Consider the following 26,011-nt stretch of genomic DNA (forward strand, 5'->3'; position numbering starts at 1 on the left):
CGCCAGACACCCCCGGCACACCCCCACCAACCCGCAAGGCCCGGCCACCTTCCCCACCCTGCGAAGCCCCGTCGGCTCCCCCCACCCCACCGTCCCGCCAAGCCCCGTCGGCCCCCCGCGAAACCCCACCGGCCCGCCGAACCCCTTCGGTCCCGGCGATGCCACCGCCCTGCGAAGTCCCGTCGGCTCCCCCCGCCCCGTCGGTCCGCCGAAGGCTGTCGGGGGTGTCGGTTTGGGTGGGGTTCCGGGGCTGGTGTGCGCGCGTGAGCAGGGTTGGGAGGGTTGCCGTGTGTTCGGGCAGGCCGGAGCGGGAGGTGATGCCGGCGGCCAGGGTCGTGAGCGTGAGGGCGAGGGCCGGGTCGAGGGCCGGGAAGTGTTCCGAGGCGTCGGCCAGCAGCTCGAACGCCTCGCGCTGGGCGGACTCGTGGGAGAGGACGGAGGCCAGCGCGCCGGCCGCCACGCACAGGAGTTCCGGGTCGGCGTCCTCCTGGACGAGCCGCCCGTACAGCTCCCGGGTCCAGCCGGGGTCCCCCACCGCCTGCACCGCCGCGAGGGCCGCGGCGAGCCGCCGGGCGCGGTCGGGGCGACCCAGGCTGAGCCGGGCCGCCTGCTCCAGGGCGCGCGCGGCCCGCACCGCGTCCCCGCGCCGCCAGGCGGAGGCCTCCAGCGCGGCGGCGACGGACGCGTCCGTGCCCACGGTGGCGGCCGCCAGGTGCCGGGCCCTGGCCTCGGGCAGCGCGGCGACCCCGGCGAGGTCGCGGTGGGCCCGCTGGCGCTCGGCGGCCGGGCGCCGTAGATAGGCGGCCGACCGCGCCAGCGGATGCCGGAAGCCGAACCGGTCCTCGGCCAGCGCGAGCAGTCCGGCCGCCTCGGCGGGCGCCCACACCGCCAGGTCGCCGGTGCCGAGGGCGGCCATGACGGCGGCGACGCTCTCGCCGGGTTCCGCCGCCGCCGCGTACAGCAGGGCCCGGCCGGTCTCGGCGGGGAGCGCGTCGAGCTGTACGCCGAAGACGTGTTCCGCGGGCGTGTGCCGCACCGCCTGGGCGGGTCCCGGCGCGGCACGGCCGAGTTCGACGAGGGCCAGCGGGTTGCCCCCGGCCTCGGCGAGGATCTCCAGCCGGTGTCTGCCGGTGGGCGGTACCGGCTGCCGGTCGAGGAGTGCGGCGGCCGAGGCGTCGTCCAGTGGGCCGAGCCGCAGGGTCTCGGTGCCGGGCGGCGGTGCGGGCAGGGCCGCCTCGTGACGGGCGGTGAGCAGTACCGTCAGCGCCCGGCCGGTCAGCTGCCGGGCCGCGGCGAACAGCGCGTCCAGGAAGGCGCGGTCGCACAGGTCGGCGTCGTCCACGCACACCAGTACCGGCCCGTCCGCGGCGAGCCGGTCCAGCAACGAGGTCACCGCCGCGGGCAGACCGGCCTCGTCCGGTCGCTCCGCCTGCGGTGGTACGGCTCCCGGTGGCCGTTCGTGAGGCGCTGACGACGCCATGAGCTGGCGCAGGCAGGCGTCCGCGGGGCGCGGGTCCCCGGCCCAGCCCTGCGCGGCCGGCACCAGCACACCCTCGGCGGCGGCCCGCTCCCGGACGTGCCGGAGCAGTGTCGTACGCCCGGTCCCCTCGTCGCCGACGAGCAGCAGGGTCTGGGCGGTGCCGGGTTCACGCCGCACGCACCGCAGGATCCGCTCGGTCTCGCCGTCCCGGCCCAGCACGGCGGCCGGTCCGCCCGTCACGGGCTGCCGGGGTGGGTGGCCCGTCATTCACGTACTCCCCTGGCAGTGCGCGTATTCCCTGGTCAGGGCTATTTTCGCGAAGTCGGGGCCAGGACGCTTCTGTCACATGACCAGTCACCGACTGGCAGGATGGACGTACCAGCCCACATACATATCAACCAACGGACATAGGTAACCGTAGGCATATGAAAGTGCCGAAATAGCAACACACTGGCATGTCCGCGCGCAGGCGGGTCCACGCCCAGACGAGAAGGACGTTCATGCACGGCGGCACCGACCACCTCTCCGAACCGCGCATCCTGGGCCGGGCCGCCGAACTGGCCCGCCTGGACCGGCTGCTCACGGCGGTGGACGGCAGCGGCCCGCAGGTGCTGGTGCTGACCGGGGAGCCGGGCGCGGGCAAGAGCACCCTGGTCGACCGGGCGGCCGAGCGGGGCCGGGCCCTGGGCCTGGGGATCCTGCGGGTGCGCGGCAGTGAGGGCGAGGCGGGCCTGGGCCTGTCCGGCGTGCACCAGCTGCTGCATCCGCTGCTGCCGGGCGACGGGCTGCCCGCGGCGCAACGCGAGGCCCTGGACCGCGCCTTCGGTCCGTACGGGACGGAGGACGAACCGGGACTCGACCAGCTGTCCCTGTGCGTCGCCGTGCTCGGCCTGGTCACCGCGGCCGCCGCCGGCCGGCCGCTGCTCCTGCTGGTGGACGACGCGCAGTGGCTGGACCTCGGTTCGGTGGACGTGCTCGGCTTTCTCGCCCGCCGGCTCGAGGGCAGGCCGGTGGTGCTGTTGCTGGCCGCCCGCGAGGAGGGCGTACCGGCCCGCTTCGACCGGGACTTTCCCCAGGTCACCGTGGGCCCGCTGAGCCGCACCGCGGCGGGCCTGCTGCTGGACGCGCAGCCGGATCCGCCCCGGGGCAGGGCGCGGGCCGAGATCCTCCGGCAGGCGGCCGGCAATCCGCTGGCCCTGATCGAACTGCCCCGCGCGCTGGCCCGGGGCCGGAGCGCGGGCGGCGACGGCGGCACCGGCACCGCGCTTCCGCTGACCGCGCGGCTGGAGAGCCTGTTCGCGGCCGACCTGCCCGGGCTGCCCGCGCCCACCCGGCGGGCGCTGCTGCTGGTGGCCGCGGCCGGCACCGCCCGGCTGGCCGACCTGACGCGGGCCGCACCGGAGCTGGACGTCGTGTCGGCGCTGGACCCCGCCGAGCGGGCCGGTCTGGTGCGGGTGGAGCAGGGCAGGGTGCTGCCGCGCCACCCGCTGGTGCGGTCGGCCGTCTACCAGGCGGCCCCCTTCCAGGAGCGCCGGCAGGCGCATCTCGCGCTGGCCGCCGCGCTGGCCGAGGAACCGGACCGCCGGGCCTGGCAGCTGGCGGCTGCGGCGACCGGCCAGGACGCGGAGGTCGCCGACGCGCTGGCCGAGAGCGCCGAACGGGCCCGTGGCCGGGGCGGTCACGCGGCGGTCGCGACCGCTCTGGAACGCGCCGCCGAGCTGACCCCGGCACCGGACCTGCGCGCGCGGCGGCTGCTGGCGGCCGCGCAGGCGGCCATGTTCGCCGGCCACCCGCAGTGGGTCGGCGAGCTGAGCGGCCGGGTCGGCGAGATCACCGAGGAACCCCGGCTGCGTGCCGAGGCCTCGCTGCTGGGCGGTTGGGCCCTCGGCGTGACCCTTCGCCACGAGGACGCGCTGGCACTGCTGCTGGGTGTCGCGGAAGCCTGCTCCCGGCCGGCTCCGGGCCTCGCTCTGGCCGCCCTGAGCACCGCGGCGACGTCCGTCTACAACACCGGTACGCCGTACTACCGGGAGGAGCTCCGCCGGATCGGCGGCCTGATCGTGGAGGACGGCGACCCCGCGGGCCGCGCCTGGGCCCGGGCGGCCGTCGATCCGCACCACGAACGGGCGCTGCTGCTCCCGCTGCTGGAGGAGGGGCGGGCCGCCCTGGCGCGGGAGGAGTCCCTCGGGAACCTCACCGCGCTGGGCGGCACGACCTGGATCCTGGACGAGACCGAGCAGGCGGTGCGCGTCCTCGGCCGGACCATGGACATGCTGCGGCGCGCGGGCAGCGCGGGCACCAACGCGACGGTGACGCAGGCCCTCGCCCTCGCGCTGTTCGAGAACGGCTCCTGGACCGCGGCCGGGGACGCGGCGGGCGAGGCGTTCTGGATGGCGACGGAGGCGGGAGCCGACAACGTGACGGTGGGCGCCCGGGTCCTGCGGGCCACCCTGAGCGCCCTGCGCGGTGACCACGCCGCGGCGCGGAAGCAGGCGGCGGAGGCCGTGCACGGCGTGGACCTGCGCAACTCGCTGAGCCTCCAGGTCCGGCACCGGTACGCCCTGGGCATGGCCGCGTTCGTCGCCGGCGAGCACGCGGACGCCTACGAGCGGCTGCGGGCGACGTTCACCCGTGACTTCCGCCCCGCTCCGGTCCATTACCACGCCTCGCTCTACCACCTGGGCGACCTGGCCGCCGCGGCGGTCCGTGCCGGACGGGCGGACGACGCGCGCGCGGTGCTCGACGCCGTGTCGCACGACCCGAAGCCCGACCCCTCCCCCCGGCTGGCCGCCGTGCTCCACCGGGCCGCCGCGCTGCTGACCGACACCGACGAGGCGGAGCGGCACTTCCGCGCCGCGCTCGACGATCCGGCCTGCGACGCGTGGCCCTTCGAGAGAGCCCTCGTCCGGCTCGACTTCGGCGAGTGGCTGCGCCGGCGCCGCCGCAGCGTCGAGGCGCGTGCGCACCTGGGTGCGGCCCTGGAGTGCTTCCAGCGGCTGGACGCCCGTCCCTGGACCGAGCGGACGACGGCGGAGCTGCGGGCCGCGGGGGCGCCGGGAGCGGCGCCGGGCGCCCCGGCCGCCGGTGAACTCACCCCGCAGGAGCGGCAGATCGCCGAACTCGCCGCTCAGGGTCTGACCAATCGTGACATCGCGGCCCGCCTCTACCTGTCCCCGCGTACGGTCGGTTACCACCTGCACAAGATCTTCCCCAAGCTCGGCATCACGGCCAGAGCCCAGCTCCGGGACGCGCTCTCCGCCGACAACCCGCGGTGACGCGCCCGGCGGCCGGTGCGCGGCTGCCCGTCCGGGCAGCGCGGGTGGGCCGAGGGGTCCCCACCGCGGCGGTCCCGCGTGGGGCCGATGGGCCGTTCCGTCCGGGGCGCCGGGGGCGCCCGGCACCGCCGGCGGTGCCGGTGTGGCCGGATGTATTCGCCGTGGCAATGTCCGCGAACTGCCGTTCTGCGAGCCCAGGGACATCGGGACAGGCTTTTTTTCCCCACCGGAAATGCTTCTCGCGGCGCCGGTTTGACTTTCCGTTCACAGGTATGCTGCCGACATCCCTTGGGCAACATCATGACGCGCCGACACGCACGATCGTGCAAGACCTTTTCACTTTCGCCGCCGCATGATCGACACTGGAGCGGGGCAACCACAGGGGGTTGATAGCCTTCGAAAGAAAACTCCCGTGCGCCCTCCGAATAACCGACCCAGGGGGGCAACAAAGGTGCCAGCGGTGCCGAAGGTTATGCACGACATTTAACTTCATCGCCATCTGACGTTCGTTGACATCGAGTTTCGCAGCGGCAGTTCGTGCCGCACGGCACGAGAGGAATGGCAGACGTGGAAAACATGAAGAGGTCGGACGTGAAAATCGTCCGCTGGCCGGCCGAGTCGGGCAAACTGGCGCGCTTTCGTACGCAGGGGCTGCCCTGCCTGATCGTGGTGGCCCGGGGCGCACGGGTGCCGGAGCTCACGAGTACCCGCGAGGACTGGGTACGGCACCCGGTGGAAACCTGGGAACTGCAGGCCAGGGTGGCTTCTTTACGCCTGAAGGCCACCTCGCACGGCACCGCGCCGGTCGTCGACGAGGACGGACTGCTGCGCTACGGCGGCGAGGTCCTGCCGCTCACGGTGTCCGAGGCCGAGGTGCTGCGCGGGCTCCTGCACCGGCGGCCGGGCCTGGCCAGCCGCACCGAGCTGGCCGAACGGCTCCTGGACGCCAACCGGTCCGCCAGCCCGAACGCCCTCGACCTGCACATCATGCGGCTCAGACGGAAGGTCGATTCCATAGGACTGGCCATAGAGACCGTACGGGGGCGCGGCTTTCTCCTGAAGGCCCAGTCCTGAATACCCGGCCCCGAAGCCCGGGCGGGCCGGTGGCGACGTACCGGAAAAGGAAGTGCGCCTGCCGTTCATGGGGCCGGCGCATCGAATTTCAAATACAGCGAAAGGAGAACGCCCCTGCGATGGCAGGCGGTACGGAGAGGCGGCCGGGATGCGCGACGCAATGACCGCCCCGATCTATGTCGCATTGCGGGCGAGTGAACCACTGCTCGAACACGCCGTCACGGCGTATCTCCAGTCCTGTCCGCATTTCAAGCTCGTGCCCAGGGAACTGCTGCCCGGCGCGGACGTGTCCGTCCTGCTCGTGGACGTGATGGACGACGAATGGCTGAAGGTGCTCAGGCACGACGCGCTGCGGACCGCCGAGGCACCCGTGCCGCTCGTGATGATGGCCGACCGGATCACCGAGCGGCAGCTCACCCTGGCCGTCCAGTACGGGCTGACCCGGTTCGTGCACCGGAGCACCTCGGGCCTGGCGGAGCTGGTCGAGGCGATCGTGGAGGCGAGCGCCGGGAACGGTCATGTCCCGGAAGACCTCGTGAGCCACCTGATCCTCGAACTGGGGCAGCTGAAACGGCGACGGAGCGTGACAACGTTTTCTGCCGAGACGGGGATGTCCGCCCGGGAGATGGAGGTGCTCCGCATGCTGGCCGAGGGGATGAACAGCGTCGAGATCGCCCGGGCCATGAGCTACTCGGAGCGTACCGTCAAAGGGGTGATACAGGACGTCATGCGGCGCTGGAAGGTCCGGAACCGGACGCACGCCGTGGCCTACGCGATCAGGACGGGCATCATCTGAACCGCGTCCGAACCGCCGTACCGGGGGCGGCCGCCCGGCTCGCCTGATGGGCGGGCCGGGCGGCCGGGGCCGTGGGCGTTCTCGTGGGACGCCCGGTCGGCCGTGCCGGCCCACGGCCGCCGGTGGGCGGCGCCGGCCGGTCCGAGGGCGACGTCAGGTGCTCGTGGACGTCGCGCGGGGGCGGTGGAGCTGGGCGGCCAGCGAGACCAGGAGCGCCTCGTCCGCGTACCGGGCGCCCAGCAGCACGCCGATCGGCAGGCCGGCCGCGTCGCGGGCCAGCGGAACCGTGATCGAGGGCAGGCCGGTGAGGTTGTGAACCGTGGTGTACGGCATGAAGGCGGTCATCCGGGCGAACTCGGCCGCCGGATCGGCGTCGTCGCGCAACTCCCCTATGAGGACGGGCGGTTCGGCGAGCGCCGGGGAGAGGATCACGTCGTACGAGGCGAAGAGCAGGTCGGTGAGCAGCTGCCCGAGCCCCCGGAAGGTGGCCAGCGCCGCGGCGTACTCCCGCGCCGTCACCCCGTCCGCGACCCGTCTGAGCCAGGCCGTGAAGGGCATCAGCTCGCCCTCCCGTCCGGGTTCCACCTCGTACGACGCGGCCTCCACCGACCAGACCCGGGTGAACGCGGCCACGAGATCGCCGTCCGGGGGCATCTCCACGGCCGTCACCTCGTGGCCCAGCGCTTCCAGGGCCGCCGCGGCGCTGTCGAGGGCGGCCGCACAGTCGGGGTGCAGCACCGCGCCGGGCACCATCGGATCCCGCAGGACCACCACCCGCACCGGCCGGGGGTCCCGGCGGGCGTGTTCGAGGAGCGTCAGACCGCCGGGGTGCGGGGGTGCGGTGTAGACGTCGCCGGGCATCCACCCGGCCATCACGTCGACCAGCGCCGCCGCGTCGGCCACCGTACGGGCCAGGGCACCGTGGGTGGACAGTCCGGTGACGTCGGGGCGCAGCGGGCCGTTGCTGATCCGGCCCCTGCTGGGCTTCAGGCCCACCAGGCCGCAGGCGGAGGCGGGGATGCGGACCGAACCGCCGGCGTCGGTGCCGTGCGCGAGCGGGGCGAGGCCCGCCGCCACGGCCGCCGCCGCGCCGCCGCTGGACCCGCCGGGCGACCGCTCGGGCGCCAGCGGGTTGCGGGTGGGCGGTCCGAGCCGGTTCTCCGTGTAGCAGGGCAGCCCGAACTCGGCGGTGTTGGTCTTGCCCAGCAGGACCGTGCCGGCCTGCCGCAGCCGGGTGACCACATGGTCGTCGGCGTCGCTGACGTGGTCCGCGAACGCCGCCGAGCCCCAGGTGCAGCGCACCCCCTCGACCTGGACGAGGTCCTTGACCGGCACCGGCACCCCGTGCAGCACACCCAGCCGGGTGCCGTCCCGGCGGGCGGTCACGGCCTCCTGCTCGGCCTGCCGCGCCGCCGCCCTGGCGAGTTCCGGGGTGACGGTGAGGAAGGCGCCGAGCTCACCGTCCAGTTCGGCGATCCGGTGCAGGTAGTGGTCGGTCAGTTCGACGGGCGACAGCTCGCCCCGGGCGACGGCGCCCGCCTGGGCGAGCGCCGTCATCTCGTGGAGGTCGGACATCCCGTCAGGCCCCCTTGCCGCCGCGCGCCAGTCTGAGCAGCCCCGGTGTCAGGGCGGCCAGCGCGGCGATCCGGCGCGCCCGGGTGAGCAGCTGCTGCCGGGGCGGGCGGACCTGCTGGTGCACGTCGACGTAGACCTCCGGGCGCACGCTCGCCCCGGAGAGCAGCTTCACCACCATGTGGGAGGTGAGCGCGCCGAACATCATGGCGACGTAGGTGACCTGCGGGAAGCTGTAGTCCGGCCGCCCCAGGTTGGCCCTGACCTCGGTGAGCATCTCCACCGGCACGTAGCGCAGCGGCACCGCCCGCAGCAGCAGCTGCCAGGAGGTCAGCCGGTCCAGGTCGGCCTCGGCGATGGCGCCGTCGAACGGCTCGGTGACGTGCCGGTAGTCGTAGCAGCGCACGTACTGTGCGCCGGCGATGTCCCAGCCGGTGACCAGCGGCAGCCGCCGTCGCACGGCGAGCCGGTGGAGCAGGTGCTTGGCCCGCCAGCCGTCCATGGTCGTGACGTCGACGCCGTCCACGATGACGTCGCACTCCTCGACCAGCGCCTTCGCGGTGTCCTCGGTGACGCCCTCCGGGAAGACCCTGACCGTGGCGTACGGGTTGATGGCGGCCACCCGTTCACCTGCGACCGCGGCCTTGTTGCGGTCGACGTCGGTGACCGCCGCGCTCTGCCGGTTGAGGTTGTTCACCTCGTACGTGCCCGGGTCGGCCAGGACGAAGGAGAGCACCCCCAGCCGGGCGAGCGGCTCGACGGCGGCGCCGCCGATGGACCCGCAGCCGGCCACGAGCACGGTCGACCCGCGCAGCGCCGCCTGCTCGGCCGGGCCGACCACCCCCCGGTTGCGGGTGGTCAGTTCGGCGTAGAAGTCCTTCGCCTCGGGGAGCCCTCCGGGCAGGCCCGGTTCCCCGGTCCGCGGACCGCTCATCTACGACGCCTCCTTCACTCGGCGTGCTCCGGCCCGGCGGGACATCGTGGCCACCAGCTTCGCGAGGGTCGGCGCGTCCGGGCCGCCGGCCAGGTACTCCTCGACGAGGTCCACGTAGTCGTCCAGGTCGTCGTGGACTTGTGCCACGAACGGGACCGCGTTGACGTCCTGTTGGTAGATGGGGGACATGAGGTCCGTCTCGGGGAGCCGGGGCGAGGTGCCCCGGGCGATCTGGAGGGGGAAGCCCATCAGCCGGAAGTGCCGGACGGCCACCTTCTCCTTGGCGTCCCCGAGCAGGACCCGCATCCGGTTCGAGGCCTCCGCGGCGGCGACGACCCTGCCGAGGCTCGCCAGCAGCCGCCAGGAGACCCGTTCGGTGCGGGGCTCGGCCGGCAGGTCGAGGTTGCGCAGGAACCGCTTGATCTCGAACGCCTGGTGGGTGCCCACCCCGTCGGCGGCGAACTGGCCGAGCAGGTCGATGCCGTGCGCCTCCTCGGTGGCGAACCGGCGGCGGTCCGGGTCGTCCAGCGGCAGGGAGACCGGGTCCTGGGAGCAGCCCAGGCTGATGTAGCCGTCGATCCGGCCGGTACGGGTGCAGAGGCTGACGGTGTGGATGTTCTGCACGCCCTCCGGGTGCCGGACGGTCTCCCGGAACACCGCGCGCTCGTACATGAGACGGGGGGACATCCAGCCCAGCCGCAGGTACTGGACGAGCCGGAAGCCCATGATCCCGTTGAGGTAGCGCAGCGGGAGCTGGTCGTCCTGGACGCTGAGGGTCACCAGTTCGTCGGCCGGGTCGTGGGCGTAGTGCAGCGGTTCGCCCACGATGTGGTCGGGCAGCGCCCGGAAGTCCAGGGAGGAGTGCAGCCGGCAGATGTCCGCGACGTACCGTTCCCGTGCCTGCGCCTGCGCCTGCGCCTGGTCCAGCGTGCGTACCCGCTCCAGTTCCGGCACCAGGTCCGTCATGTCCGGTCCCGGTCGTAGAGGCTCTCGGTGACGGCGAGGGCGAGCACTTCGGGGGTGCCCTCGTAGATGCGTGCCCCGTAGGCGTCGCGCAGCCGCTTCTCCATGCCGAAGGACTTCACGTAACCGCGGGCGCCGGTGAGCGACATGGCCAGGTCGGCGACGTCGATGGCGACCCGGTCGGCGAAGAGCTTGGCGGTGGCGGGCTCGTACTGCGGGGCGGGCAGCTCGTTGTCCACCTTGTGCGCGGCCTTCAGGTACAGCAGCCGGGCCGCGTCGATCTTCGCGGCCATCTCGGCGAGCTTGGCGGCGGTGAACTGGTGCTCACGCAGCGGCCGTCCGCCCTGGACCCGGGTGTCGCACCACTCCAGGGCCTGTTCGAAGGCGCCCCGGGCGACACCGACGGAGATGCCGGCGACGGAGGCACGCGCCATGTTGCTCTGCGCCATGTTGATGGCCATGCCGTCGCCCTCCTCGCCGATCATGTTCTCGGCGGGGATCCGGACGTCGTGGAACTCCAGTTCGCTGCCCAGGCAGAGCCGGTAGCCCATCTTGTCGGCGACCGGTCCGCGGACCACGCCGGGCAGGTCGAGCGGCACCATGAACGAGGTCAGGCCGGTGGCGCCGGGCGCACCCTCCATGTTGGCGAACACCGAGGCGAACGCGGCGACCTGGGCGTTGGTGATGAAGCGCTTCCTGCCGTTGAGGACGTAGTGGTCACCGTCACGGCGGGCGGTCATCACGTCCCGGGCGTGGACGGCGTTGGCCGGGATGATCAGGTCGCAGCCGGCCTCCTCCTCGGTGACCGCGTTGCAGGCGAGGACCGGCGAGTCCCCCGAGAACATGGGCAGGAAGCGGGCCTGGAGCCGCGGGTCGCCGGAGAGCAGCACGGGGCACTGGCCGAGCATGGCGGCGCCGAAGACCAGGGCGGTGCCGGCGCAGACGGACGCCACCTCCTCCAGGGCGACGGCGCAGCCGATCATGCCGAGACCGAGGCCGCCGTAGTCCTTGGGCACGGCGACGCGGGTGAGGCCGAGGGCGTGGCCCTGGGCCACCATCTCCCAGTCGAAGTCGTCGGCGGGGGCCGCGTCGAGGCCGGTCACGCGGGGCGCGACGACCTCGCGGGCGAATTCCCTTACCTGGAGGCGGAGTTTCTCCACCTCCCCGGGAAGGGCGTCGAAATTGAGGTCGATCGCGTCGTGGTTCGTCATGTCTCTCCGAAACTCCGAGAATCCGGGACCCGAAAGGAAATACCCGGGGGTACGTACCAGGGAAATACCGAAACGCCGGCTTTCACGGCCCGCCGGCCCGACGGCGGTTCGGGAGGACCGGCACCGCGGTCCTGCGCCGGCACGTCATCAGGGGGGCGCGGGGGCGCGGTCGCGCGGGCCGGCGAGGGGACGGTCGTGCGGGCCGGCGGCGGGTGGTCGCCCATGCCGGGGGTGCTCAGAGGGGAAGTCCCTCTTTCTCGGCCAGTTCCGGGTAGCGGTCGAAGGCCGGGCGCAGGATGGGGACCAGCTCCAGCACCCGGGCCACCTTGCCGCGGATCCGCACACGTCCGGTGGCTATGGCGGTCGGCATCATGAGCTTGCCGAGCCAGAGCTGGTGGGCGGTGTCGCTGGACATCTTGATCCGGATCGTGGCCTGTTCGGGGGCGTCCGCACCGATCGTCAGTGCGTCCGCGGACACGTGCAGGACGCAGTCGGGGTTGGTCTGGGTCAGCAGGACGGACATGTCCCCGGCACGGAGCTGCGACGTGAACTGCTCGTCCTTGAGCAGGATTTCGAAGAGGGTGCCGAATACCCGCTCGGCGACTTCGGTCGACTCGAAAACAGCCATGGATCTCTCTCCCGGAGGCAATGCCCGACGGTGGTTCACCGCGTCGGCGTCGAATGCATCGTAGGAATCACGGAAGGCCGCGAAGGGCATACCGACAGGGCGGCAAAAGGGAAAGGAAGGGGGCCCGAAAGAATCATGTCCTGTCATGGGGGCGGCCGGCCGCCGTGGCACCCCATGCCAGCTCCGACGACACCGCAGGCCACGGCAGTTGTCCCGGGACCTTCGGGTGCCCCGGGCGGGCGGTGTCGTAGATTGGGGGAATGGCAGCCGACCGTTCCCGCCCCTCCCAGGACTGCCTCGTCTTCGGCCCGCTGGAGAACGAGATCATGGAGGTGCTGTGGCAGGCTCCCGGACCGATGACCGTCCGGGAGGTGCTCGGTGCGCTCAACTCCGGCCGCGCGACCCCGCTGGCGTACACCACCGTCATGACCGTGCTGAGCCGTCTCGCCGAGAAGGGGGCCGCCGACCGCGCCAAGGCGGGCCGGGGGTACGCGTACTCACCGGTCGTCACGGACGAGGCGGCGATGGCCGTCCGTGAGGTCATCCGCGACTTCGGGGTGAGCGCGGTGGGTCACTTCCTCGACGAGATCCTCAGCGCCCCCGACCTGCGCGAGCGTTTCGACAAACTCATGCAGGAGGGCCCCGGCCGCTGAACGAGCCGGTCGCCCGCCCGACCGCACGCCGGCCAGCCCGCCTGCCCGCCTGCCCGCCAGCCCGCCTGCCCGCCTGCCCGCCTGCCCGCCTGCCCGCCTGCCCGCCACGAGGGCACCAACGGCCTTTCTTTCACCTCGCCTTCACCCGCGTCAGGCCGTACTGCGACCGCTATCTACTATGCTCCCGTAGTAGATTCAGGGGCGGCGCCGACCGGGTGCACCACGCCCCTCCGACAGGAGGTGTGCATGAACGCGGCACTGACCGCAGGCGGGCCGGTACCCCGCCGTGGGCTGATCATGACGGTCTTAGGCTGCTGTTTCCTGATGGTGATGATGGACAACACCATCCTGAACGTCGCCCTCCAGACGATCCAGGAGGACATCGGCGCGACCAACGCCGAACTCCAGTGGGCCCTGGACTCCTACATCCTGTTCTACGCGGCCCTCATGTTCTCCTCGGGCATCCTCGCGGACGCCTTCGGCCGCCGCCGCGTCCTGGTGATCGGGCTGGTCGCCTTCGCCGTGGCCTCCGCGCTGGCCGGCTTCGCCGACTCCGCGCAGGAACTCATCCTCTGGCGCGGGGTGATGGGGGTCGCGGGCTCGGTCGTACCGCCCGCCACGCTCGCGGTGATCAACGACATCTACGCCCCCGAGGAGCGCGGCAAGGCGATCGGCATCTGGTCGGCGCTGGGCGGCACGTCCATCGCGTTCGGCCCGATCGCCGGCGGCTTCCTGCTCGAACACTTCTGGTGGGGCTCCGTCTTCCTCATCAACGTGCCCATCGCCGCCGTCTGCGCGGTCCTCCTGCTGCTGGTCCTCGCCGAGTCCCGGGCCGCGAACCGGCCGCGCATCGACCTCGTCGGCGTCCTGCTGTCCGTGGCGGGCATCGGCGCACTCGTCTACGGCGTGATCCGCGGCGGCGAGACCAACGACTGGACCCGCGCCGACGTCCTCGGCACGCTGGCCGGCGGAGTGCTCCTGCTGGCCGTGCTCGTCGTGTTCGAGAGCCGGACCCGCGCACCGGCGCTGGACGTCAAGCTGTTCCGGAACAAGTCGTTCGCCGCGGGCACCGCGAGTCTCGCCCTGTCCTTCTTCGCCCTGACCGGCGGCACCTTCCTGATGGTCTTCTACGTCCAGGCCATCCGCGGCCACACCCCCCTCGGACTGGGCGTCATCCTGCTCCCGGTGGCCGTGGGAGCGGTGATCTCGGGCGTCCTGAGCAACCCGATGGCCCAACGGTTCGGCCCGAAGGCGGTGGTGACCGCGGGCCTCGTCCTGCTCGCCCTCTCCTTCGCCGGCCAGGCGGACATCGGCGCCGACACGGCGATGTGGTGGTACGAGATCCTGCTGGGCGTCTCCGGCCTCGGCCTCGGCCTGGTGATGGGGACCACGACCACCACCACGATGGCCGTGGTCCGCCCCGACCAGGCCGCCATCGGCGCGGGCGTCAACAACACGCTGCGCCAGGTCGGAGCCGCGCTCGGCGTGGCCGTCCTCGGTTCGGTGCTGTCCGTGCGGTACCGCGACGCCCTGGGTCCGGCGGTCGACGTGCTCCCGGCGAACGTACGGGACGCGGCCTCGGAGTCCCTGGGCGGCACCGCGGCGGCGGTACGCGGCCTCGAGAGCGCCGGCACGCTGCCGGCGGCGACCCGGCAGCAGCTGCCCGGTCTGCTGGCCAAGGCACAGGACGCGTACCTGTCGGCGATGCACGTCAGCTTCGGCGTGGGCGCGGCAGCCCTCGTCGTGGCCGCGGTGGTGGCGCTGCTCTGGCTGCCGGCCCGCATCGGCGCGCCCAGGGCCGCGGCCGACACGGTGACCGCACCGGAGCCCACCACACCGGACACCTCGGTCGAACCGGCGCACTAGAGCCGGCGGCGGACGGGACGACTGCGGGCCCGGGCTGACCTCCTGCCCGGGCCCGCGGTCGTCCCGGGTGTCGGCGGGGAGCGTCTTCACCGTGACGCAGCCGGTCACCGTGGCCACACCGGCAGCCCGGCCGCGGCCTTCGGGGCCGCCGCCGGCGCCGGCGGCACGGCCTGGGTGAGCGGCGCCGCCACCGTCCTCGTACGCGGCGCCCGCGCGCTGTGCGCCCGGGTGACCGGACGCCGGTGCGGGCCGGCTACCCCTTCGGGAGGTCCCCGGCGTCCGCGGCGCACAGGGCGTGGTCGATGAGGGTGCCCGTGGCGCGGTTGAGGGTGGCCAGGTCCGGCGGCGCGGTGGTCGTCGTGATGGAGACGGTCACCGCGCGCCTGCCGTCCGCGCTCACCGCGGGACGGGTGTTGACACCCACCCCGTCGCCCTCGTGGGTGTAGTAGTGACCGCCGCAGGAGAGCGGGATCTCGCGCAGCCCGAGACCGTACGTGCCCTCCGGCATCTCGGCCACGTCCTCCGGGTCGTCGGTCCGCTCGACGGTCCGCCGCATCTCGCGCCACTGCGCGGCGGGCAGCAGCCGGCCGCCGGCCAGGGCGCGGAAGAAGGTGTTCAGGTCGCCGGTGGTGCTCACCACGCCGGAGTCCGCGGTGTGCTGGAAGCTGTGGTCGGTGACGTCGAGACGGCTGCCGTCGGCGAGGGTCAGGTACGCGTCCACGTGCGGGTCGGGCAGGTGCGGGTCGAGCCCGGGGACGGAGGTGTCCCGCAGGCCCAGCCTGTCGATCACCCGCCGCTCCACCAGGTCCGCCCAGCTCGCGCCGCCGGCCTTCTCGGCGATCATCCCGGCCAGCAGGTAGTTGGTGTTGGAGTACGCCCAGCGCGTGGCCCCGCCCCGCTCGGGCACGAACAGCGGCCGGTGCCTCATCGCCACCGCGACCAGGTCGGCCGCGGGCGTGGTGTCGTGACGGTTCTCGTCGAAGTGGTTGATCAGCCGGTCCTGGATCTCCGGGTCGTCGACGTAGTCGTACAGCCCGCTGGTCTGGCGGAGCAGGTCGCGCACGGTGATCCGGCTGCCGTCGTTGCCGTTGCCCGCGACGACCCCCGGAAGCCAGTGCTCGACGGTGTCATCCAGCGACAGCCCTCTCTCCGCCACGAGTTGCAGGACGACGGTCGCCGTGAACGTCTTCGTGGTGCTGGCCGCCCGGAAGCGGGCGTGCCACGGGATCGGGGCGGCGGAGCCGGCCGTCCGGGTGCCGATGCGTGCCATGAGCGGCCCGCCGCCCGTCCCGTCGACCCTGGCCAGCACGTTCACGTCACCTCCCCCGGCCTGCCGTACGTTCGCCAAGTCCCGCCGCAGCGTGTCCTCGCCGTAGCGGTGGGAGTGCCGCGCCGCCGGGTGCCCGCCGGCCGCTGCGGACGCGGCGGACGCGGCCATGGGCGAGGCGAGCGCGAGCAACGCGGCGGTCAGTACGACGGCTCCGGCCTTCTTCGGTAACTGCATGCTCATGTTCGTATCCCCCCGTGTGGGTTGTTGCCGACCCACGACATCCAACCCGACCCGGCGCCACGTGAGAATGAGGCGCCCCGCCGCACGCGGGGTGTACCCAGGGCCACCGCCGGCGCGGACGGACGCCTCAGCCGCCGGCGTGCGCGTGATCGCGTGGACGCCCGGGATCGGCGAGTACACGGCCGCGGCGGTGGCGTCGTTCGCGTACGGGCAGCGGCACGCCGTGCTGGACACGAACGTGCGGCGGGTCTTCGCGCGGGCCGTCACCGGGGCGGCCACCAACTCCGGTGACGCGGCGGCAGCACCGGTACGACGGTTCCGGGGCTGCGGTGACCGGTGACCGGTCATCGGTGACCGGTCACCGGTGAGGGTGTCAGACGGCAGGCGGTGGGCGCCGGTTCACCGGCGGAGCCGGGGTGCGAGCACCGAGCGCACGGCCCTGACCACCTTGCTCTCGGCGGGACCGTCCGCACCCTCCGGCTCCGGTTCCAGGACCCGCTGGAGCTCCGCCAGCAGCTGGTTGACGGATCGCCAGAGCGGCACGAACAGGCCGGCGACCGGTCCGGTCCCCCGGATCGGGCCGTCGGACAGTTCGGTGACCTTCCTGGCGGCCGCGACCGTCGCCGGGTCCCGCAGGACCAGGTGCACCTCCTCGCCGACCAGCCGGATCTCCATCCGGCGCGCGGCGGCCTCCTCCGGGTTCGCGTCCGTGGTCGTCTCCGGGTCCAGTTCGTCGATCTTGGCGGCGACCGTGTCCGCGTCGACCCCGAGTTCCCGCAGCACCCTGGCCGCCATGCTGTTCTCCGCCCGCAGCATCGCCTCCAGCAGGTGGTGGCTGCCGACCGGCGCGCCCCCGGCCAGCGCGCTCGCCGTGGAGACGGTGTCCTCGGTGGCGGGGGTGCCGGCCGGCCACGGGCCGCCCCCCGCGTCCTGCGTGCCCTCCAGCGAGGCCAGGACCGCGGCACGGATCCTGCCGACCGGCTTGATCCGTTCGGCGAGCACCTGCGCGCCGGCCCCCTCGCCCTCTCTGACCAGGGCGAGCAGGATGTGTTCCGTGCCGATGTCGCGATGGTGCAGCTGCTGCGCCTCGCGCAGGGCGAGTTCGAGCGTCTTCTTCGCCCGCGGCGCGAACGGGATGTGACCGCTCAGCTCCTGTGTGCCGGGCTCCACCAGCGCGGCGATGTCGGCCCGGGCCGTGTCCTTGTCGTACCCGAGCTGGTGCAGGACCTTCGCCGCCGTGCCGTCCGGCACCTCGAGCAGTCCCAGCAGGATGTGCTCGGTGCCGATGTGCGTGTGCTTGAGCAGCCTCGCCTGCTCCTGGGCCGTGACGACCACCTGACGCGCTTTCACCGTGAACTTCTCGAAAGTCATGTCTCCATGGTCTCAACCCTGTCAATACAGTGGTATTGATAGGGTCACCGTGATGAAGGGAGGGTGTGATGGAGACACCGTCGGACTGGGAGGACCGGCTCTCGCGCTGGCAGAACGAGCTGGAGCTGTTCGAGCAGCTGGACGAGACTCCCTGGGTCACCCTGGCCAGGGCGGAGGCCGAGACCGGTGTCTCGCGCTCGGCCCTGCGGTCCTGGTACCGCAACGGCGAGATCAGGTCCCGGCTGGTGGACGGCCCCAACGGGCCGCAACGTCTGGTTCAGTTGGAGGCGGTGATCGAGCGCGCCGCCGCGTCACCGCGCATCCAGCGCCGAGCGGAACGGGACGTCAGCCTGGAGGCCCAGGTGACCCTGCTACGGCACCGGGTCGACCAGCTCGAACTGCGCCTGGCCGCGCTGGAACGGAAGTAACTGGCCCGAACGGCGGGGTGCCGACGGGCCGTTGATCAGCCGACGTGTGCGGCGACGGCCCGCGCGCACTCCATCGACTCGGTGTGCGTGGTGTCGATCTCCAGGTCGTACGTCACGCCCTGGTGGACCGACTCCGCCTGGGACGCGGCCATCCCGATGGTCCGGTCACCCCGCGCGACCTCACGGCCCGCGGCCACCGCGGCCTCGCACCTGACACCGACCCACAGCACCGGCAGCCCGTCCAGGGCCTTCAGCCAGCGCTGCTGCGAGTACGCCCCGCCGAGGAAGACCTCGTCGACGAGGACACGGGCGCCCGCGCGGGCCATCGCGGCGACCCCCTCGATCCAGGCCGCCTCCAGGGTCCGGAACTCCGGGCCGACGACCACCTGTCCGTCCGGAGCGAACTCGATGCCGTCGTCCGACGCCTGCATGGCGGCCGGCATCGCCTCGACCAGCGTGTCCGTCCCGAGGGCCAGCCAGGGGTCCGGCAGGACCGCCTGAAGGCACCGGACGATCCCGGACTTCCCGGAGCTGGAACCACCGTTGAGGACGATCACCTGAGGCATCACCGCGCCACCCTAGACGAACCCCGGTCACACCAGGCGCTTTATTTCCCCGCGCACCCGGTAGAAACCGCCCGACGAGGAGTGCAGCGCGTCCACCACGTAGCGTGCGCCGGGCTGGCGTATCGCGCGCGGGAACTGGACGTTCCAGCCCGGCTCGTAGCCCTCGGAGACCACCCGCACCCGCACGCGGCCGCCCTGTTCGAAGCACTCCACGACGACTCCGCCGCCCGCCGCGGGCACGGCGCTGACCGTGGCGACGGAGGCGGCCGTGGTCAGTGGTGCGTACGTCGGCAGGGCGGCCGCCAGCTTGATGTCCGCGGCGACCGGGACGGTGCCCGACTGGGCGGCGGTGATCGCGGCCTCGCTCGCGTCGACGCAGGCGAGCGAGCCGTCGGTGGAGACGAGGTAGAGCCGTTCGTCGTGGTACTGCATGGACAGTGCCGAGCCGCCGCCGGTGCCGAGCTTCCACAGCCGGGTGCCGTCCGCGGTGAAGCAGTAGACGGAGGAGGCGGAGTCACCCGCGAAGACGTAACGGCCGCCGGGGGACGTGGCGCAGGAGTACACCGCGGCGTCGCACCGGTAGGAGGCCTCGACGGCCCCGGAGGACTTGGCGAGCCGCTGGACGACCCGCCGCCCCGTCCCGGCGTAGACCGCGTTCTCCTCCTGCCATCCGAAGAGGACGTTGCCGTTGGTCGTGGTGTGCCAGAGCTGGCTGGTGCCGTCGGCCGCGTAAGCCGTCACACCGTCGCTGTGGCCGTGGTACACGGTGCTCTCGTCGGCCCGCACCATCCATCCCTGTTCTCCCGACGAGTTGCGTGACCACTGGAGCTCGTCCTCGTGGTCGATGACCGTCAGGCCGCCGTTGCGGTCGGAGACGTTCAGCACGCCCGCGTGGATGTCCAGCCAGAAGATGTCCACCTCGGCCGCGATCTCGTAGGCGGCGAACGGCACCTTCGCCGAGAGGTCGTAGACCCGGCCGTCGTCGCAGCCCGCGTAGATCCAGAAGTCGTCCGCCACCAGGCACTTCACACCGTCGGGCAGGGAGTAGTGGGCCAGCACCTCGCCGTCGTGGCCCAGGGTGTAGACGCTGCCCTGCTGGTTGCCGACCCAGCAGCGGTCCTCGTCCACATGGATGCCGAATGCGGAGGCGCCCGTACGGAACCGCCACAGCACGGGGGCGGTGGCCCGCGCCGTGGACGGGGCGGACGCCACCTGACGGCGGGTCACCGGCCGGGCCGCGCGCTGCCCCCGGACCGCCGGCGCGTACCCCTTCCGCACCTTCTCGGCTATCTTCTTCGCCGCCGCTGCCTGCGCCTTGTCGACGGACGCGAAGGAGGAGGTCTGGCGCTGCCCGTCCACACCGATCCGTCCGTACCGCACGGAGACCGTGGTCCCGTCGACGGTCACCTCGTAGAACTTGTGGGCACCGCCGCTCTCCTGGGACAGCTCCAGATACGTCGTGTTCCCCGACTGTCGTGCCTGCGCAGCGGACACCGCACACCCCTCCCCAAGGCCTGGCCGGCCGGTGCGGCCGATCTCCAGTGATCTCAAACTAGTGGCCGCCACTGACATCGACGCTCAGGCGGCCCTCGTCGTGACCGGGCTCAGCGTGGCGGCCACCGCGGGGCGGCAGTTCGAGTCCGAGGTTCTCGCGGAGCGTGGTGCCGGTGTAGTCGGCGGCGACGATCTTCCGTTTGCGCAGCTCGTGCAGGAGGCCGTTGACGACGAAGTCGTGCTGGCGGGGGTCCGCGAGACCGCTCAGCGAGATCACGTCCAGGACGCCCGCGCGGAAGCGTTCCTCGACGGCGTCGGCGAGCTGTTCGGGTGTTCCCGCGGCGGCCCAGTGCCCGGTGTCCTGCGCCGCGACGATGAGCTCCCGCAGCGTGTGGCCCTGCCGTGCGTAGCCGGCGAAGATGTCGACCCGGCCGCGCCGGCGGTTCACCGACGCCACGTCGGGCAGCAGGCTCTCCGGCAGCGGTGCGTCCAGCGGCAGTCCGGACAGGTCGACGCCACCGCCGAGCATGTCTGCCAGCTGGGCGCGGCCGCGTTCGAAGTCGATCGCCTCCCGCCGCTCCCGCACGAGCCGCTTCGCCTCTTCTTCGGTGGCGCCGTACGTGGCGTGGAACGAGCTGAAGATCAGCGGCAGTCCGTCGGCCCGTCCCAGGCTCCGCGCCTGGCCGCGGATCCCGCGGGTGAAGTCGAGGGCGTGGTCGAGGGTGGGCAGCGACGTGAACACGATCTCCGCGAAGCGGGCGCCCAGCGCCCTCCCCGCCTCCGACTGCCCGGCCTGGATCTGCACCGGGCGCCGCTGCGGCAGCGGCGGGATGTTCAGCGGACCGGTCACGGTGAAGAACCGGCCGGAGTGGTGGACGGGGCGCACCCGGTCGCGGTGCAGCACCGCCCTCCCGTCCGCACCGGCCGTCAGCGCGCCGGGTTCCCAGCTGTCCCACAGCGCGTTGACCACCTCCAGCGTCTCCGCGGCGCGCGCGTACCGCTCCTCGGGGCTGGGCAGTTCCCCGGCGCCGAAGTTCTCCTCACCGACCGAGGAGGTCACCAGGTTCCAGGCGGCCCGCCCGTTGCTGACGTGGTCGAGGGTGCCGAACAGCCGGGCCAGGTTGAACGGGTGGTGGAAGGTGCTGGACACGGTCGCGATCAGGCCGATCCGCGAGGTCACCTGGCTCAGCGCCGAGACGAACACCAGCGGTTCCTGGGAGCCGATCGCGCCCTGGGCGTCGAACCGGAGCAGGTCGGCGGTGAACAGCGCGTCGAACTTCGCGGCCTCCGCGAGCTTCGCCACCCGTACGGCGGTGTCCAGGGTGGATCGGGTCGGGTCGATCGCCAGGTCGTACGTCTCCGACGTGCCACCGGCTCCGGTCACGGTCTTCAGAGTTCTGGGCTGCTTCGCGCTCACTGCTCGTCCGTTCTCTTCGTGGTGAATGACGTCCGGGGTGCCGGCGGCTCCGCCGGGCGGTCACCGCAGCAGGGGCAGCAGTTGGTCGCCGACCCGGCCGATCTCCTGCTTGTAGGGGGTGTCGGAGAGGACGAAGTGGGTGATGCCGAGCTTGCGGTAGTCGTCCAGCGCCGTGGCCACCTCGGCGGCGGAGCCGACCAGCCAGGTGGTGCCCGCTCCGCCGCCGCCGACCTTGCCGGGCGCGGTGTACAGGCAGGTGTCGAGCACCTCGCCCCGCGCGGCGAGGTCGAAGAGCCGCCGCTGTCCGACGGCGGTCCTGCGGTCCCCCGCCCAGGTCAGCTCCTGGCCGCCGTCCGCCGCCATCCGCGCGACCCGTTCCTCGGCCGCGCGCCACGCATCCTCGGTGGTGTCGCGCACCAGCGTGGTGATCCGCAGCCCGAACTCGAGCGGTCGGTGCCTGCGTCCCACCTGCTCGCTCAACGCCCGGAGCCGGTCGATCCGTTCGGCGAGCCCGTCGAGGGGTTCGCCCCAGAAGAGCTGGACGTCCGCCTCCGCCGCCGACACCCGCTCGGCGGCCTCGGACGCGCCGCCGAAGTACAGCGTCGGATGCGTTCTCGTGCCGGTCACGTACGGGCGGGGGGCCACCGTGGAGTGGCCGACCTGGAAGTGCTCCCCGTCGAACGTGACGTCCTCCTCGGTCCACAGACGCCGTACGAGATGCAGGAACTCCCGTGTGCGGGCGTAGCGTTGCGCGGGGTCGCTGCGGGTGTCCCCGTACGCGGCGAGGTTGTCCAGTCCGCTGACGATGTTGACCAGGACCCGGCCGCGGCTGAGCTGGTCGAGTGTCGCCGCCGCGCTGGCGAAGTGGGCCGGCTGCCAGTAGCCGGGGCGGATCGCGATCAGGGGCTTGAAGGTGGTGGTCCGGGCGGCCAGCGCGGTGGCGACGGTGAAGGTGTCCGGGCGTCCCCACCCCGTGCCCAGGAGTGCGCCGCCCCAGCCGTGTTCCTCGGCCGCGCGGGCGAGGTCGGTGGAGTACTCGACGGAGCCCCAGCCGGTCGTCGTGTCGTCGCCGCGGTGTCCCGGCTCGACGGTGTTGGGGATGTACCAGAGGAATTCCGGATTCATCATGCTTCCGATCGCGGGCGGAGTGGCGGCTGTCAGAAGGCGGGTGGCGGACGCCGTCCCAGGCACTGTGCGCGGAGATCGGTGTCGGGCACCCGGGGCAGCCGGACGCACGGCCCTGCGGTCAGAGCGGACGCGGCAGCACGCGACAGTGGACTGGCGAAGAGGACCAGAGGATCAACACTGGGCGCTGGAAACCCGGGCGAGGTCGACGCATCGCTCGCTGGTGAGCATCAGGACCTCGGGCATGTGATCGAGTCTCCGAGTGATCGATCGGAATGTCAATGTGCCCGATCGGCCGCCGCCGGGCCACCCCGAGCCACCCCGGGCCACCGCCGCGCCCGGCCGACGTCCGGTACGGCGTGCACGGGACCGGCGCCCGGCCGTGACGGCCGCGGCGGCGGTCAGGGCCGGGCGGCCCGGCGCCAGGCGGTCTCGCGGAGCAGGCGCAGGCCGTTGAGGCCGACGAGGACGGTGGAACCCTCGTGGCCGGCGACGCCGAGCGGGAGGGGGAGGTGGCCGGCGAGGTCCCAGATCACCAGACCGGTGATGAAGACACCGGCGACGACGAGGTTCTGCACGACGAGCGCGCGGGCGCGCCGGGAGAGGGCGATCACCGTCGGAACGGTGGTGAGTTCGTCGCGGACGATCACCGCGTCGGCGGTCTCCAGGGCCAGGTCGGAACCCGCCCGGCCCATGGCGATCCCGGTGTGGGCGGCGGCCAGCGCCGGGGCGTCGTTGACACCGTCGCCGACGACCAGCACCTTGTGGCCCGCGTCCGCCAACTCACGTACGGCGTGCACCTTTTGGTGGGGCAGCAGGCCGGCCCGTACGTCCGTGACGCCGACCTCGTCGGCGAGGCGGGCGGCGGCGCGCGGGTTGTCGCCGGTCAGCAGCAGGGGTGCGGTGCCGGTCAGGGAGGTCAGCGCGGCGACGGTGGCAATGGCGTCGGGGCGCAGCCGGTCGGCGATGCCGAGCACGCCCACCGGCCTGCCGTCCACACTGACCAGGACGGCGGTCCGCCCGCTGTCCTCCAGGCCGGCGGCGAGCACCGCCGCCCGGGCGGAGTCCGCGTCCGTCGCGCCGTTCAGCAGCCTGGCCGGTGCGCCGACCGCGACGACGCGCCCGTCGACGGTGGCGGTCACGCCGACGCCGGGCGTCGAGCCGAAGTTCTCCGCCACCGGCAGGCCGAGTCCGCGTTCACGCGCCGCGTCGACGACGGCGCGGGCGAGCGGGTGTTCGCTCGGGTGCTCCGCCGCGGCGGCCAGCACCAGCACCTCGTCCGGGCCGGTTCCACCGACCGGCCGGACCTCGCCGACCGTCGGCGCCCCCTCGGTCAGGGTGCCCGTCTTGTCGAGGGCCACCGCGTCGACCTGTCCCAGCCGCTCCATCACGACGGCCGACTTGACCAGCACCCCGTGCCGTCCGGAGTTGGCGATGGCGGACAGCAGCGGCGGCATGGTCGCCAGCACGACCGCACAGGGCGAGGCCACGATCATGAAGGTCATCGCCCGCAGCAGCGAGCCGGTGAGCGCGGCCCCGAAGGCGAGCGGGACGAGGAAGACGGCCAGGGTCGCCGCGACCATGCCCAGGGAGTAACGCTGTTCGACCTTCTCGATGAACAACTGGGTCGGCGCCTTCGTCTCCGACGCCTCCTGCACCATCCGCACGATCCGCGCGATCACCGAGTCGGAGGCGTCCCGCTCGACGCGCACGCGCAGTGCTCCGGTGCCGTTGAGGGTGCCGGCGAAGACCTCGTCGCCCTTCTCCTTGACCACGGGCATCGGCTCGCCGGTGAGGGTCGCCTGGTCGACGTCGCTCGCCCCGTCCAGCACCCGGCCGTCGGCGCCGACCCGTTCCCCGGGTCGTACGAGCAGGGTGTCGCCGACGGCCAGGTCCCCGACGGCGACGGTCTCCTCGGCTCCGTCCGCGTCGACCCGGGTGGCGGTGGCGGGCGCGAGATCCAGCAGACCGCGCACGGAGTCGGCCGTCCGCGCCGTCGCCAGCGCCTCCAGCGCGCCGGACGTGGCGAAGATGACGATCAGCAGGGCGCCGTCCATCACCTGCCCGATCGCCGCCGCGCCGAGCGCGGCGACGACCATCAGCAGGTCGACGTCGAGGGTCCGCCGCCGCAGCGCCCGCAGTCCCTCCCAGCCGGGCTCCCAGCCGCCGGTGACGTACGCCGACGCGTACAGCGGTCCCCAGGTCCACGCCGGAGCGCCCGCCAGTTGCAGCGGCAGGGCGAGCAGGAAGAGGACGGTGGCGGCCAGCGCCCAGCGCGCCTCGGACAGGGCGAGGACACGGGTACGGCGACGGGGCGCACCGCCGTCACGCGGCGGCGCCGGCCGGGGCTCGGACGGCTGCGGGGCGGACGGCCCGGGGACGGTGGAGGTCACGGGGACGGTCATCGGAACGGAAGTCCTTCACGGACGGAGGCAGGACGGAACAGGGCCCACCGGGCATCCGGGGCCGCTCCCTCCCACCGTACATGACCACATGAAGACTCATTCATGTGTTCATGGGTTCGTCTCCGTAGGATGACTGTCATGGGCCATGGAGCTGACGCCGAGAACACCACCGCCGCCACAGCGCGCGAGCGCCTGGAGACCGTGGGCGCCGCCGACGTGGCCGCCACCCTCCAGGCCCTGGCCACACCGTCCCGGCTGCGCATCCTGGCCCGCCTCCAGGAGGGGCCGTGCGCGGCGACCGAACTCGCCGACGCCGTCGGCATGGAACAGTCCGCCTGCTCCCACCAGCTTCGTCTGCTGCGCAACCTCGGCCTGGTCACCGGCGAGCGGCGGGGCCGCTCGGTCATCTACGGGCTCTACGACAACCACGTCGCCGAACTCCTGGAGCAGGCCCTCCACCACGTCGAGCACCTGCGCCTCGGCATCCGCGACACCCCGGCCACCGCCGAGCCGGCCGAGACCGCCGACCTGCCGCGCTGAGGCCGGGCCGCCGACGGCCCGACGGGACCCGCCCCGCCGACCGGCAGCAGGACTCGGCGGCCGCGTACGGTGGGGGCATGGCGCCGCCGCTTCCGGGCCCGCTGGCTCATCTGGCCCCGCTGCTCACCCACTACGGCTACTGGGCCGTGGGTGCCGTGGTCCTCGTGGAGGACTTCGGAGTCCCCGCCCCCGGGGAGACCATCCTGATCGCCGCGGGCGTCTACGCGGGCGCCGGGCAACTGAACATCGTGGCCGTGGCGGTCATCGCGTTCGCCGCCGCCGTCGTCGGCGACAACATCGGCTACCTGATCGGCCACACCGGCGGCCGGGCCTTCGTGCACCGCTGGGGACGCTACGTGTTCCTGACCCCGGAGCGCTTCCGGAAGGCCGAGGAGTTCTTCACCCGCCACGGCGGCAAGATCGTCGTGATCGCCCGTTTCGTGGAAGGGCTGCGCCAGGTCAACGGCATCGTCGCGGGCACCAGCGGGATGCCGTGGCGGCGCTTCCTCGTCTTCAACGCCCTCGGCGCGGCGCTGTGGGTCGGCCTGTGGGCGAGCCTCTCCTATGTGACGGGCACCCACATCACCGCCGTGTACGACGAGATCAGCCGCTACCAGCTCTACGCGCTCGTCGCCCTCGGCGTGCTCGTCGCCGCCCTCGTCCTTCGGCACCTGCTGCGCCGCCGGCGCCGGGCCTGACCCGA

The 26,011-nt window shown here is 73.0% G+C and carries 21 protein-coding genes and 1 pseudogene; 9 read left to right on the plus strand and 13 right to left on the minus strand.

Features of this window, described 5'->3' with window-relative positions; genetic code table 11:
- A partial coding sequence (locus MB828_RS20565; RefSeq protein ID WP_301649477.1) for an AAA family ATPase occupies window positions 1-1,747 on the minus strand: 1,747 nt, incomplete at its 3' end.
- Window positions 1,748-1,935: 188 nt separating this feature from the next.
- Here MB828_RS20565 and MB828_RS20570 point away from each other — a divergent pair.
- The 3 genes from MB828_RS20570 to MB828_RS20580 all read left to right on the plus strand — a co-directional run bounded on the left by MB828_RS20570 (window position 1,936) and on the right by MB828_RS20580 (window position 6,625).
- A complete protein-coding gene (locus MB828_RS20570) occupies window positions 1,936-4,755 on the plus strand; it encodes a helix-turn-helix transcriptional regulator (protein ID WP_301649478.1) in 2,820 nt (939 codons plus the stop codon).
- A gap of 576 nt (window positions 4,756-5,331) precedes the next feature.
- Complete coding sequence (locus MB828_RS20575) at window positions 5,332-5,829, plus strand: winged helix-turn-helix domain-containing protein (RefSeq protein ID WP_301649569.1); 498 nt, start codon at window positions 5,332-5,334, stop codon at window positions 5,827-5,829.
- Window positions 5,830-5,977: 148 nt separating this feature from the next.
- Complete coding sequence (locus tag MB828_RS20580; RefSeq protein ID WP_301649479.1) at window positions 5,978-6,625, plus strand: helix-turn-helix transcriptional regulator; 648 nt, start codon at window positions 5,978-5,980, stop codon at window positions 6,623-6,625.
- A gap of 153 nt (window positions 6,626-6,778) precedes the next feature.
- Here MB828_RS20580 and MB828_RS20585 read toward each other — a convergent pair whose 3' ends face one another.
- The 5 genes from MB828_RS20585 to MB828_RS20605 all read right to left on the minus strand — a co-directional run bounded on the left by MB828_RS20585 (window position 6,779) and on the right by MB828_RS20605 (window position 11,933).
- Complete coding sequence (locus MB828_RS20585) at window positions 6,779-8,200, minus strand: amidase (protein ID WP_301649480.1); 1,422 nt, start codon at window positions 8,198-8,200, stop codon at window positions 6,779-6,781.
- Between the two features lie 4 nt (window positions 8,201-8,204).
- Window positions 8,205-9,131 (minus strand): HesA/MoeB/ThiF family protein, encoded by a 927-nt coding sequence (locus MB828_RS20590; protein ID WP_301649481.1) that lies wholly within the window; start codon window positions 9,129-9,131, stop codon window positions 8,205-8,207.
- On the minus strand, window positions 9,132-10,097 hold the full coding sequence (locus tag MB828_RS20595) for a hypothetical protein (protein ID WP_301649482.1): 966 nt from the start codon (window positions 10,095-10,097) through the stop codon (window positions 9,132-9,134).
- Complete coding sequence (locus MB828_RS20600; RefSeq protein WP_301649483.1) at window positions 10,094-11,305, minus strand: acyl-CoA dehydrogenase family protein; 1,212 nt, start codon at window positions 11,303-11,305, stop codon at window positions 10,094-10,096. Before MB828_RS20600 ends, MB828_RS20595 begins: the two co-directional genes overlap by 4 nt.
- Window positions 11,306-11,540: 235 nt before the next feature.
- Window positions 11,541-11,933 carry an SCP2 sterol-binding domain-containing protein gene (locus MB828_RS20605; RefSeq protein WP_165941750.1) on the minus strand — a complete coding sequence of 131 codons (393 nt, stop codon included), beginning with the start codon at window positions 11,931-11,933 and terminating at the stop codon, window positions 11,541-11,543.
- Between the two features lie 260 nt (window positions 11,934-12,193).
- On the opposite strand from MB828_RS20605, the gene MB828_RS20610 reads away from it, so the two are divergent.
- Window positions 12,194-12,586 carry a BlaI/MecI/CopY family transcriptional regulator gene (locus MB828_RS20610; RefSeq protein WP_301649484.1) on the plus strand — a complete coding sequence of 131 codons (393 nt, stop codon included), beginning with the start codon at window positions 12,194-12,196 and terminating at the stop codon, window positions 12,584-12,586.
- Between the two features lie 246 nt (window positions 12,587-12,832).
- On the plus strand, window positions 12,833-14,452 hold the full coding sequence (locus MB828_RS20615) for an MFS transporter (protein WP_301649485.1): 1,620 nt from the start codon (window positions 12,833-12,835) through the stop codon (window positions 14,450-14,452).
- Between the two features lie 253 nt (window positions 14,453-14,705).
- Here MB828_RS20615 and MB828_RS20620 read toward each other — a convergent pair whose 3' ends face one another.
- Window positions 14,706-15,962 carry a serine hydrolase domain-containing protein gene (locus MB828_RS20620; protein WP_301649486.1) on the minus strand — a complete coding sequence of 419 codons (1,257 nt, stop codon included), beginning with the start codon at window positions 15,960-15,962 and terminating at the stop codon, window positions 14,706-14,708.
- Window positions 15,963-16,122: 160 nt separating this feature from the next.
- Here MB828_RS20620 and MB828_RS20625 point away from each other — a divergent pair.
- Window positions 16,123-16,233, plus strand: a pseudogene (locus tag MB828_RS20625) (A/G-specific adenine glycosylase); the annotation flags it as partial.
- 128 nt (window positions 16,234-16,361) lie between these two features.
- On the opposite strand, the gene MB828_RS46910 reads toward MB828_RS20625, so the two are convergent.
- Window positions 16,362-17,333, minus strand: coding sequence for a Clp protease N-terminal domain-containing protein (locus tag MB828_RS46910; RefSeq protein WP_430381405.1), 972 nt, complete (start codon window positions 17,331-17,333; stop codon window positions 16,362-16,364).
- A 68-nt stretch (window positions 17,334-17,401) separates the two neighbouring features.
- On the opposite strand from MB828_RS46910, the gene MB828_RS20640 reads away from it, so the two are divergent.
- Window positions 17,402-17,761, plus strand: coding sequence for an excisionase (locus tag MB828_RS20640; protein ID WP_301649487.1), 360 nt, complete (start codon window positions 17,402-17,404; stop codon window positions 17,759-17,761).
- Window positions 17,762-17,796: 35 nt separating this feature from the next.
- On the opposite strand, the gene cpt is transcribed toward MB828_RS20640, so the two are convergent.
- The 5 genes from cpt to MB828_RS20665 form a co-directional block, all read right to left on the minus strand.
- Complete coding sequence (gene cpt, locus MB828_RS20645) at window positions 17,797-18,327, minus strand: chloramphenicol phosphotransferase CPT (RefSeq protein ID WP_301649488.1); 531 nt, start codon at window positions 18,325-18,327, stop codon at window positions 17,797-17,799.
- A gap of 27 nt (window positions 18,328-18,354) precedes the next feature.
- Window positions 18,355-19,821: a WGR domain-containing protein gene (locus MB828_RS20650; protein WP_301649489.1), complete on the minus strand. Its 1,467-nt coding sequence runs from the start codon at window positions 19,819-19,821 to the stop codon at window positions 18,355-18,357.
- A gap of 58 nt (window positions 19,822-19,879) precedes the next feature.
- Entirely contained in the window at window positions 19,880-21,205 is a 1,326-nt protein-coding gene (locus MB828_RS20655) for an NtaA/DmoA family FMN-dependent monooxygenase (protein WP_301649490.1), read from the minus strand.
- 93 nt (window positions 21,206-21,298) lie between these two features.
- Window positions 21,299-22,366 carry an LLM class flavin-dependent oxidoreductase gene (locus MB828_RS20660; protein WP_301649491.1) on the minus strand — a complete coding sequence of 356 codons (1,068 nt, stop codon included), beginning with the start codon at window positions 22,364-22,366 and terminating at the stop codon, window positions 21,299-21,301.
- A 398-nt stretch (window positions 22,367-22,764) separates the two neighbouring features.
- Window positions 22,765-24,768 carry a heavy metal translocating P-type ATPase gene (locus MB828_RS20665; protein ID WP_301649492.1) on the minus strand — a complete coding sequence of 668 codons (2,004 nt, stop codon included), beginning with the start codon at window positions 24,766-24,768 and terminating at the stop codon, window positions 22,765-22,767.
- 138 nt (window positions 24,769-24,906) lie between these two features.
- Between MB828_RS20665 and MB828_RS20670 the strand changes: the two genes are divergently transcribed.
- Together MB828_RS20670 and MB828_RS20675 are read left to right on the plus strand one after the other, a co-directional pair.
- Entirely contained in the window at window positions 24,907-25,308 is a 402-nt protein-coding gene (locus tag MB828_RS20670) for an ArsR/SmtB family transcription factor (protein WP_301649493.1), read from the plus strand.
- Between the two features lie 77 nt (window positions 25,309-25,385).
- Entirely contained in the window at window positions 25,386-26,006 is a 621-nt protein-coding gene (locus MB828_RS20675) for a DedA family protein (protein WP_301649494.1), read from the plus strand.
- The last annotated feature ends 5 nt before the right edge of the window (window positions 26,007-26,011 follow it).

Origin of the sequence: Streptomyces arenae (genome assembly GCF_022343545.1) — a bacterium.
Lineage (GTDB): Bacteria > Actinomycetota > Actinomycetes > Streptomycetales > Streptomycetaceae > Streptomyces > Streptomyces humi.